At 73.3% G+C, this 10282-nt stretch carries 10 protein-coding genes; 8 read left to right on the top strand and 2 right to left on the bottom strand.

Features of this window, described 5'->3' with window-relative positions; all coding sequences use genetic code 11:
- Window positions 1-96: 96 nt before the first annotated feature.
- Window positions 97-756 carry a DUF3017 domain-containing protein gene (locus JAO81_RS43815; protein ID WP_307814124.1) on the bottom strand — a complete coding sequence of 220 codons (660 nt, stop codon included), beginning with the start codon at window positions 754-756 and terminating at the stop codon, window positions 97-99.
- Window positions 746-1618: a bifunctional methylenetetrahydrofolate dehydrogenase/methenyltetrahydrofolate cyclohydrolase gene (locus JAO81_RS38005; protein WP_199552566.1), complete on the bottom strand. Its 873-nt coding sequence runs from the start codon at window positions 1616-1618 to the stop codon at window positions 746-748. The genes JAO81_RS43815 and JAO81_RS38005 overlap by 11 nt, the downstream gene beginning before the upstream one ends.
- A gap of 445 nt (window positions 1619-2063) precedes the next feature.
- On the opposite strand from JAO81_RS38005, the gene JAO81_RS38010 reads away from it, so the two are divergent.
- From JAO81_RS38010 to JAO81_RS38045, 8 genes are all read left to right on the top strand, one after another.
- The gene (locus JAO81_RS38010) at window positions 2064-2702 is read left to right on the top strand and encodes a hypothetical protein (protein ID WP_199552567.1); all 639 of its coding nucleotides are present in this window, start codon (window positions 2064-2066) and stop codon (window positions 2700-2702) included.
- 131 nt (window positions 2703-2833) lie between these two features.
- A complete protein-coding gene (locus JAO81_RS38015; protein WP_199552583.1) occupies window positions 2834-3589 on the top strand; it encodes an FHA domain-containing protein in 756 nt (251 codons plus the stop codon).
- Window positions 3586-4995: a serine/threonine-protein kinase gene (locus tag JAO81_RS38020; protein WP_199552568.1), complete on the top strand. Its 1410-nt coding sequence runs from the start codon at window positions 3586-3588 to the stop codon at window positions 4993-4995. The genes JAO81_RS38015 and JAO81_RS38020 overlap by 4 nt, the downstream gene beginning before the upstream one ends.
- 161 nt (window positions 4996-5156) lie before the next feature.
- Window positions 5157-5753: a hypothetical protein gene (locus tag JAO81_RS38025; protein WP_199552569.1), complete on the top strand. Its 597-nt coding sequence runs from the start codon at window positions 5157-5159 to the stop codon at window positions 5751-5753.
- Window positions 5754-5837: 84 nt separating this feature from the next.
- Window positions 5838-6590, top strand: coding sequence for an FHA domain-containing protein (locus tag JAO81_RS38030; protein ID WP_199552570.1), 753 nt, complete (start codon window positions 5838-5840; stop codon window positions 6588-6590).
- A complete protein-coding gene (locus JAO81_RS38035; RefSeq protein WP_199552571.1) occupies window positions 6587-8038 on the top strand; it encodes a serine/threonine-protein kinase in 1452 nt (483 codons plus the stop codon). Before JAO81_RS38030 ends, JAO81_RS38035 begins: the two co-directional genes overlap by 4 nt.
- Before the next feature lie 207 nt (window positions 8039-8245).
- The gene (locus tag JAO81_RS38040) at window positions 8246-8629 is read left to right on the top strand and encodes a hypothetical protein (protein WP_199552572.1); all 384 of its coding nucleotides are present in this window, start codon (window positions 8246-8248) and stop codon (window positions 8627-8629) included.
- Between the two features lie 14 nt (window positions 8630-8643).
- Window positions 8644-10282, top strand: a 1639-nt coding sequence (locus JAO81_RS38045; protein ID WP_199552573.1) for a serine/threonine-protein kinase, incomplete at its 3' end; no start/stop codon positions are given.

The raw sequence follows: 10282 nt of genomic DNA on the forward strand, positions 1-10282 counted from the left end.
GGGGGCGGCGTGGGAGCTGCCCGGGGAGCCCGGGGCGGCGCGGGGGCCGGAGCCCGGCCCGCTCCCCCGCCCGGCGCCCCGGAGCCCGGAGCGCCGCTAACTGCTGATCGTGAAGTGCAGGGTCTCGTCCAGGAACGGGATCTCCAGGACGGGCTTCGGCTGCGCCATCAGCGCGAGCAGCACGATCGCCACACCGAGCGCGCCGTACGTGACCATGTCGGTGAACCGCGAGCGCACCGCCAGCATCCCGACCGACGGCAGCATCCTGCGCAGCACGGCGCCGATGAGCAGCGCGACACCGATCAGCAGGGTGCCGATGCGCCAGACGTCGAAGGCCGTGAGGACCAGGCCGAGGGCGGTCACCCCGAGCACCGTGAGCATCGGCCACTGCCGGGCCGGCGCCGGTGCGTCACCCGGCGCCGCGCGGCCGCCGCCCTCGGGGCGTGGGGTGTCCTTGGTGGACAGGGGGAAGGGGGGGGACTTTTTGGCCGGGGGGCCCCCCCCGAACACCGCCGACCGCGCTGTCGGCTCCGCGGGCTCCTGCGCCGGCCCCGCGCCCGCCGCGTCCTCGCGGCCGCCACCGTCCGCCGTCGACGCCGCGCGCTCGGAGCCTTCGCCGTCCCGGGAGACCGCGCCCTTGGGGTCTTCGCCGTCCGGGGAGACCGCCGCGCCCTTGGGGTCTTCGCCGTCCGGGGAGACCGCCGCCCTCTCGGGGTCTTCGCCGTCCCGGGAAGCCGCCGCGCCCTCAGCCGGCACTGGGGCCACCGTTCCCCGAGCGCTCGGCGGCCTCGACGACGTTGACGAGCAGCTGGGCGCGGGTCATCGGGCCGACGCCGCCGGGGTTGGGCGAGATCCAGGACGCGACCTCGGCGACACCGGGGTGCACATCGCCGACGATCTTGCCGCTCTCGTCGCGCGAGACACCGACGTCCAGGACCGCGACGCCCGGCTTCACGTCCTCGGGCTTGATCAGATGCGGTACGCCCGCCGCGGCCACGATGATGTCGGCGCGCTTGAGATGGGCGGCCAGATCGCGCGTACCGGTGTGGCACTGGGTCACGGTCGCGTTCTCGCTGCGGCGGGTGAGCAGCAGCGGCATCGGGCGGCCGATGGTCACGCCACGGCCCACGACCACCACCTCGGCACCCTTGATCTCCACCCCGTACTGGCGGAGCAGCGTGATCACGCCGTTGGGCGTGCAGGGCAGCGGGGCCGGCTCGTTCAGGACGAGGCGGCCGAGGTTCATCGGGTGCAGACCGTCGGCGTCCTTGTCCGGGTCCATCAGCTCGAGGACGCGGTTCTCGTCGATGCCCTTGGGCAGCGGCAGCTGCACGATGTAGCCGGTACAGGCCGGGTCCTCGTTGAGTTCGCGGACGACCGCCTCGATCTCCTCCTGCGAGGCCGTCGCGGGCAGCTCGCGCTGGATCGAGGCGATGCCGACCTGGGCGCAGTCGCGGTGCTTGCCGGCGACGTACTTCTGGCTGCCGGGGTCCTCACCGACGAGCACGGTGCCGAGTCCGGGGGTGATGCCGCGGGCCTTCAGCGCTTCCACGCGGACGGCGAGCTCGGCCTTGATCGCGGCCGCGGTGGCCTTGCCATCGAGAATCTGGGCGGTCATGGGACCCATCCTCGCCGATCCGGGCGTCCGGTCTCCAATCGGCTGCCCGATGGACTGGGCCACGTCCGGACGGCCCGCCGATTTCAAGATCGAGGAGGTTGCACTTGCACAACACATCTGGAATGCGGGTGGACAAGCACACGGCCCGCCTAGAACCATGTCCGGCACAGTGCCGCGGGAGTAACCGGGGGGACGGCCGCTGAACATCGAGACCTTCCTCCTCAGGCTCTGTCGTCGGACTCCCGCCTGCCCCACGACGTCTGGCACGCACGCTCGCTGCGTTGCCGAAACGCCCACGTGGCTCCGCCACGAGGGCGCTCCGGCGCCTTGCGATCGCACGCACCAGACGCCGCAGGGCCGCCCTTCGGGCGACGGCGGGAGTCCGACGACAGAGCCTGGTGCGAACCGCGTCGTCCCCGCACTACCCACGGAGGAGTCAAGCGCCATGAGTTACGGCGACCCGAACAACCCCTATGGTCAGCCGCCCCAGCAGCCGCCGGCCCAGCCCGGATACGGCTACCCGCAGCAGGCACCGCCCTCTGTGCCGCCGCAGCAGGGCTACGGCTATCCCCAGCAGCAGCCCGGCTACCCGGGGTACTCCGCCTACCCGGGCGGCAATCCGATGCAGCAGACGATGCCGGGGCTTTTGGTGACGGCCCGGGTGTTCCTGTTCATCATCTCGGCAGTGCAGATCATCGGCGCCCTCGGCTACCTCTACGTCGCGGCCATCGCCAACGACATCTCCGACACCGCCGACGACTTCGGCTCCAGCGCGGGTTCGGACTTCGCCGACGTGGCGGCCGGAGTCGGCATCGTCGTCGCCCTCATCCTCGCGGGTCTCGCCGCGCTCTCCATCACCCTCGGCGTCAAGTTCGGCAGCGGCGGCCAGGGCATCCGCGTCACCACGATCGTCTACGGTGCGCTCGGCTGCATCGCCGGTCTGATCTTCCTGTTCGTCGGCCTCGACACGGGGATGGCCAGCGCGGTGATCTTCCCGCTTCTGTGGGTCGTCTTCGGCGCCATCATCACCGCCGCCCCGGCGGTCTCCTCGGGCACCGCCTGGTTCGCACGCCCCCGCTACTGAGCGGCGTGCGTCCCGCGCGTGCAACCGGAACGAAAGGGCCGTACCTCATCTTCGTACGAAGAGGGGTGCGGCCCTTCGCGCGCGCCCTACCCTGACGGGGTCCGGCTACATGGGGGGACCAGGTGCACAGTCTGGACAGCATCATCGTCGTGCCGCCGCACTGCCCGGGACCGGCACATCAACTCAGGCTCCGCCCGGGCGAGAAGCTCGCCTTCGGGCGCGCGGTGGAGGGCCTGACCATCGACCACGAGGGCGTCTCGCGGCACGCGGGCGAGATCGCCGCGCAAGGCGCCTTCTGGATCCTGAGCAACCTGAGCCGCACCCAGACCTACGTGGTGGAGAACCCGGAGGGCGCGGGCGAACACATCAAGGTGGGGCCGGGGCGCCTGGACGCACCGGTGCCGTTCGAGTTCGCACGGGTGGTCCTGCCGGCCGCGGGTGAGCTCCTGTCGTTCGAGGTGTGGGCGCCGCGCCATGACCATCTGCCGCGCCACGGCGACGCGTTGGACGGTACGGAGACCCTGCCGGCCTTCTCGCTCGACCCCGCCAAGCGCTACTTCGCGGTGCTCGCCGCCCTGTGCGAGCCGCGGCTGCGCGGCGCCCCGCACGCCCCCGTACCGACGGTGGAGCAGGTCGTGGAGCGGCTCGCGCCCGGCTGGCCCGCGGCGAACCGGGCCACCGTGCAGTGGAACATCGACTATCTCGCGGTGAAGCTGCGCCTCAAGCCGCCCGCGGAACAGGCAGGCCCGGGGCCGCGCCTCAACGGCAAGAAGGAGGCCCTGGCCTCCCTGGCGCTGCGGTTCGATCTCGTACGGGAGGACGATCTGGCCGTGCTGCCCTGCGCCGTACGGCAGGAGGCAGAGGTACGGCAGGAGGCCGGCCGGTGACCGCGCAGCCGTACGCGGTGACCGTGCCCCGCGGCTACCGGGTCGGGTCCTGGGAGGTCCGGGAGCCGCTGGCCAGCGGTTCGTTCGGGAGTGTGTACGGGGCCCGCAGGACCGGCGAGGGCACCCCGCGGCGCGCGGCGCTCAAGTTCCTGCCGACCGGTACGCACACCCCGCGCCGGCTCAACCATCTGCGCGAACTGGCCGAGCGCGAGGTCGAGTTGCTCAGCCGGCTGCGTGCGCCGCGGCTGATCCGGATGTACGAGGCGCTCACGGTGGACGATCCGGAACACCCGGAGCTCGACGGCGCCACCGTCCTCGTACTGGAGGAGGCGAGGACCTCGCTCGACGCGCTCCTGGACTCCGGGGTCCCCGCACAGGCGCCAAAGCTGCTCGCCGAGGTGTGCGAGGGCCTTGCGCAGCTGCACGACGCGGGCTGGGTGCACGGTGATCTGAAGCCGGCCAATGTGCTGCTGATGGCGGACGGTTCGGTGCGTCTCGGTGACTTCAGCATGGCGGCCGAGCTGGAGGGCACCCACGCCTACGCACCGGCGTTCTCCACCCCCGACTACACCCCGCCCGAGCTGGTGTGGCCGGAGGTCGGCGAGCGCGGGCGGCAGATACGGGCGAGTGCGGACATCTGGGCGTTCGGGGTCCTCGCCCATGTGGTGCTCACCGGGTCGTATCCGCTGCCCGGAGGCACCGCGGCGGTGCGGCGGGACGCGGCGGTGCGCTATGCGCTCGGCGAGGAGGAGCTGCGGCTCTCCCCGCAACTGCCCGACGGCTGGCGCCCGTTGGTACGGGACTGCCTCGCCGCCACGCACCGGGAGCGCTCGGCGCACCGGGCGCGGGCGCTGCTCGGGCGGATACGGCGCCTCACGGGCGCGGCGAGGGCGCGCCGGCTGCGGCTGCCGTCCCGCAGGAAACTCCCCCGGCGCGCGGGGTGGGCCGCCTTCTCCTCGGCCGCCGTCTTCGCCGCGGCCGCGACGGTGTACGCCCTGTGGCCCGAGCCTTCCGTGACGTACGGCTATCACCGCTGCCCGGCCGGCGAGGTGTGCTTCTTCAGCGACGTCAACGGGAACGGGGAGATGTGCCACTGGGCCGGGGACGACGACGACTGGCTGCGCGGCAGGTCGCGCTGCGCCTGGTCCGGGGAGCGGCCCGTGAAGTCGGTCTTCAACAACAACCAGGAGCGTACGAAGGAGATCAGCGTCGCGTACTGGCGCGGCCCCGGCTTCGTACCGACCGGCGTCGAGCTCGAGCGCGACAGCGAACGCGCCGGCTGCACCAGCGTCAACCAGCAGGGCAATCTCAAGGGCGACTACAAACTGCGCTCCCACAGCTGGATCCCGCGCTGCGACGCCGAGGACGCCCATCCCGGGCCGACCGTCTCGGAGAGCGACCTGTGATCCGTCCCGGAGAGCATCTGTGATCCGTCCCGGAGAGCGACCTCTGATGATCCGTCTCCGGGAGCAACCTCAGACCTCCGAGGTACCCGGCGCCCAGGACTCCCCCTAGCGTGACGACCGCGCCACCACGGGGGGTGGCGCGCTTGGGGGGACGCACCGCCATGAAGCGAGGTTTCGTTTCGGTGTGCGCGGTCGCGGCGGTGTGGAGCGCCGCCGCGACCGGCTGCACCACCACAGGGGGATCAGCCGCCGAGGAACCGCGGCAACTCGTCACCACCCGTACCTGCCTGGAGCGTTACGGCCATCCGGACCCGGCACCGCCCGGCTACCGCACGGCCCTGTCCCGTGAATCCCTGATCCGCTACGACAACGCCCGCGCCGCCTGCCAGGGCGGCCGCGCCCTGTCCCGCGCCGAGCTGGCCGAGCTCGACCTGGCCGAGCAGGCCCTGGTGGCGGACTGCCGCGAGCGGCACGACGCCGCGAACTGCCGGACGCGCGCGCGGGAGCGGCTGTACGGGGACGCCGAGACCTGGACCCGCGTGAACACACTCCTCGACCAGCTGCCGGCGCCCACGGCCCCACCCGACGCCACGACGAGGGCGGAGCGGACCGAGGCCCTGCGCTATGCGTGGGACGTGACCCTCGCCCCGTACCAGGACGAGCTGCGCACCCGCACCCGGCTGCGCCTGCGCGCCCTCGACGAGGCGAGAGCGCTCAACGGGCTCCCCGGTGCGGCCCGACAGGCCACGCCCGGGTGAAGCTTTCCCCTGCGCCCCGGACTCCCCTTACGCTGACTGCTCTGCGGCGCACAGGGGGACTGCGGGGCATGAGGGGGACGAAGGATGCACAGCATCATCGTGGTGCCACCGGCCGGTGGCGGGGAACGGACACCGCACGACGGACGGATCGAGCTCGCGTCCGGCGACGTACTGCCCTTCGGGCGGGACGTCCCCGCAGGGGGTCTGGAACTCGGCCACGAAGGGGTGCCCCGGATCGCGGGTGAGATCACCGCGCACCACGCCTTCTGGATCATCGACAACCTGAGCGAGAACCAGACGTACGTGGTGGAGAACCCGGAGGGTGCGGGCGAGCACATCAAGATCGCGCCCGGCCGGGTCGACGCCCCGGTGCCGTTCGAGTTCTCCCGGGTCGTGCTGCCCGCCGCGGGCGAGCTGCTCGCGTTCGAGGTGTGGGCGCCACGCCACGCGTACCGCACCGCCCCGCGCAGCGGTCTGTCCGGACCGGCCACCGCCCCGGCCTTCGCCCTCGACCGCACCAAGCGGTACTACGCGGTGCTCGCCGCCCTGTGCGAGCCGCGGCTGCGCGGCGCCCCGCACGCCCCGGTGCCCACGGTCGACCGGATCGTGGAACGGCTGCGGCACGCCTGGCCGTCGGCCACCCGCTCGTCGGTGTACTGGAACATCGACTACCTCGCGGTGAAGCTGCGCCTCAAGCGCGGGCCTGAGGACCATGAGCCGGGGCTGCGGCTCAACGGCAAGAAGGAGTCCCTGGTCTCGCTCGCCCTGCGCTTCGATCTCGTACGGGAAGAGGATCTCGCCGTCCTCGGCCGCACCGCACCCGAGATGGCGCCGTGACCGAGTCCCCGTACGCCGTGCCCGTGCCGAAGGGCTTTCGCGTCGGCTCCTGGGAGGTGCTCGAACCGCTGGCCGACGGGGCGTTCGGCAGTGTGTACGCGGCGCGGCGCATCTCGGCGGACTCGCAGGCACTTCGCACGTCGGCGGACCCGGCAGACCCGGCGGACCCGGCAGACCCGGCAGACCCGGCGGACCCGGAGCCGGACGGAGAGCTGCCGGCCGTGGCCGCGCTCAAGTTCCTGCCCACGGGCACCCGTACGCCGCACCGGTTCAACGCCCTGCGGGAACTGGCCGAGCGCGAGACCGAGTTGCTCAGCCGGCTGCGCGCTCCGCGCATCATCCGCCTGTACGAGACGCTCACGGCGGACGCTCCGGGGCGGCCCGGGCTCGACGGCGCCACCGTCCTCGTACTGGAGAAGGCCGAGACCTCCCTCGCCGCGCTGCTGCGCCGCTCGCCGGCGCCCGCGGCCGGTCCCGCGCTGCTCGTCCAGGTCTGCGAAGGGCTGCACCAGCTGCACCGCGCGGGCTGGGTGCACGGCGACCTCAAGCCCGCCAACGTCCTGCTGATGAAGGACGGTTCGGTGCGGCTCGCCGACTTCGGTCTGGCGGCGAAGCTGGAGGGCGCCGCCGCCTACTCCCCCGGCTTCTCGACCCCCGACCACACCCCGCCCGAACTCCACTGGGCCGAACTCGGCGAGCGCGGACAGCAGATCCGCCCCAGCACCGACCTCTGGGCGTTCGGGGTCCTCGCCCATCTCGTCCTGACCGGCACACATCCGCTGCCGGGCAGCACGGCCGAGGCCCGCGGCGACGCCCTGGTGCGCTACGCCCGGGGCACCGCGGATCTGCGCCTGTCACCCGAACTCCCGGGCTCCTGGCGGGAGATCCTCACCGACTGCCTCGCCCGTACGCACGAAGAGCGGGCCCGGCACGACGCGTCGTCCCTGCTGCGGCGGGTCGAGCGGGCCGCGGGCTCCCCCTCCCGGCTGCGGTCCCCGCGGCTGCTTCGGGGGCGGCCCGCATGGGTGGCCGCCGCGGCGGCGCTCCTGGGCCTGGCCGTCGCACTCGGCTCGGCGGTCGTATACGAAAGCGGCGGGGCGGAAGTCGGCTACGGCTATCACCACTGCCCCGCGCGATCCGTCTGCTTCTTCAGCGAGGACAACGGCGAGGGACAGATGTGCAGTTGGGCCGCATCGGATCCCGACTGGCTGGCGGGGCCCGAGACCTGCGCCTGGACCCGGCACGCGCCGGTGCGGTCGGTCTACTACAACGCAGGTGACCCGGCCGCGTTCCACGGGGTGGAGTACTTCCGGGGGCGGGACTTCACACCCGCCGGTTTCGACCTGGAGCGGGAGACGCTGCGCACCGGCTGCACGGCCGCGAGGGCCCAGGGCAACCTGGCGGGGACGTACGCCCCGCGGTCGCACCGCCTGGTGAAGCGGTGCTGACGCGCACCCTGGAACGTTAGAGGTTCCCCCGGGGCCCGAGTGACCCGATACTGGTGCGGCGCGCCACGGGGGAGGCGCGCCGACAGGGCCGGCCTCGAAGGCCGCCCTCGTGAACGTCTGCATCTGCCGTGGTCCGTCCGGCCGCAGCGCCCCCATCCGGTGCCGTACAACCAGGGGCGCAAGCCCGGTCAAGGTGGAGTTCGCTGTATGCATCCCGTCGCGCGCGTGGCCCAGATCCTGTTCCTGCTCGGCGGGCTCGGCCTGTTCGCCTTCGCCTTCTCGGAGGCGCACCAGTCACGGAACGCCATCGTCGACTTCCGCTACGAGTGCACCACGGTGAACACGGGCACGACCGAGCGTCCCATCCCCAAGGAGACCTGTGAGTCGACCAACGCCGTGGTCTCCACCACCGACGACAACGAGCCGCTGATCGCCGGGCTCGGCGGAGTCGGCCTGATGATCGGCGCCGTGGCCGTCTCGATGGGCAGCGCCCGGCGCGCTCCCGCCCCGCTCCTCGCGCAGCCGTACGGCAACACCGCGTACCCGGCGCCGCCGGGCCAGGCTCCGGCCGGCGCCCCGCAGAGCTACTGACGGGCCGGCCGACCATGGACGAGGCACAACTGTCCGCGCTCCAGGCCGCCTTGGGGCAGGCGGGGGCCGAACCGCTGCGGTCCGGCGATCCCGGCACGATCGGCCCGTACGCGGCGATCGGCATGCTCGGCAGCGGCGGCATGGGACGCGTCTATCTCGCGCGGCCCGCCGACGACCGGCCGGGGCTCGCCGCCGTCAAGGTGATCCGGCCCGAGTACGCGGAGGACGCCGAGTTCCGGCGGCGCTTCGAGCGCGAGGCCGCCGTACACGGACAGGTCCGCACCCCGCACGCGCCCAGCCTGCTCGGCACCGGGTTCGAGGACCGGCTGCTGTGGATGGCCACGCAGTACGTCCCCGGGCTCAACCTCGCCGACGCCGTACGGGAGAGCGGAGTGCTCCAGCCGGCCGGCGTCTGGCGCCTGGTGGGGGAACTCGGCCGCGCGCTGGACGGGCTGGCCGCCACCGGCATCGTGCACCGGGACCTCAAGCCGTCCAATGTGATCCTGTCCGCGCAGGGCGTGCACGTCATCGACTTCGGCATCTCGCAGGCCGTCGACAGCAGCGCCATCACCAGCACGGGCTCCCGGGTCGGCACGCCCGCGTACATGGCGCCCGAGTATCTGCGCGACGGCCGCTGCGACACGGTCTCGGACGTCTTCTCGCTCGCGTGCACCCTGGTGTACGCGGCGACCGGGCACGCCCCGTTCGGCGACGGCACGGGTGTGGACGTGATGCACCGGGTCGCCTTCGAGGAACCCATGGCCGAGGTCATCGGCGAACTCACCCTCGCGGACGCGTCGTTGGCGGCGCTGCTCACGGCCTGCCTCGCCAAGGACCCCGCGCTGCGGCCCACGCCGCAGCAGCTGATCGCCGCGGCCGACGCCCACCCGCGTACGCCCGCCTGGCAGGAACCGCTGCACGGCCGGCTCGTGGAGCGCGGCCACGCCTACGAGGTGCTGCACCGCGCCACGGCCCACCAGACCGGCCACTTCCGCGCCCCGACGGTCCGCGCCCCCTCGCCCGCGCCGCAGGGGTACGGGGCCGCGCAGGGACAGGGGTACGGGACGGGGGCGTACGGAGGCTCGACCCCACCCGGCCAGTTCGGGAGCCCGACGCCGCCTGGCCAGTACGGGTCACCCACTCCACCCGGGCAGTTCGGGTCACCCACGCCTCCCGGTCAGTACGGGGCCTCGACGCCTCCCGGGCAGTACGGGCCACCCACTCCACCCGGCCAGTTCGGGTCCCCGCCGCCGGTCGGGGGCGCGCACGGTCACCACAACCCGGGCACCGGCGGCACTCACCCCACCCGTCGCACCCGCGCCAAGAAGCCTTACGTGGCCGTCGCCATGGCCCTCACCGTGGCGGCCGTCGCCGTCGGCGCGTTCCTGCTGACCCGCCCCGACGCGACCGACGACACCGCGAAGCCGGTCGCTCCGACCTCCGGACCCCACGGCAGCGCCGGTCCGGGCGACGCCGGCAAGAACCCGACCGCCCCGGCGCCCGACAAGTCCCACAAGGCGTCCGCGCCCCCGGGCGGCAAGGACAAGGACGGCGCGAAGGACACGACCGGCGGCGCCGACGGGGCCGCCGGGGCCGCCGGGACCGCCGGGGCCCAGGACACCGCGCCGGCGGGCGGCGGGGCCGCCGGGAGCG

Source organism: Streptomyces sp. N35 (genome assembly GCF_016464295.1).
Classification (GTDB): domain Bacteria; phylum Actinomycetota; class Actinomycetes; order Streptomycetales; family Streptomycetaceae; genus Streptomyces.

Coding starts and splice junctions, on each gene's coding strand:
- JAO81_RS38005 (WP_199552566.1), bottom strand. CDS start 1,618: ATGACCGCCCAGATTCTCGATGGCAAGGCCACCGCGGCCGCGATCAAG.
- JAO81_RS38010 (WP_199552567.1), top strand. CDS start 2,064: ATGAGTTACGGCGACCCGAACAACCCCTATGGTCAGCCGCCCCAGCAG.
- JAO81_RS38040 (WP_199552572.1), top strand. CDS start 8,246: ATGCATCCCGTCGCGCGCGTGGCCCAGATCCTGTTCCTGCTCGGCGGG.
- JAO81_RS38030 (WP_199552570.1), top strand. CDS start 5,838: ATGCACAGCATCATCGTGGTGCCACCGGCCGGTGGCGGGGAACGGACA.
- JAO81_RS38025 (WP_199552569.1), top strand. CDS start 5,157: ATGAAGCGAGGTTTCGTTTCGGTGTGCGCGGTCGCGGCGGTGTGGAGC.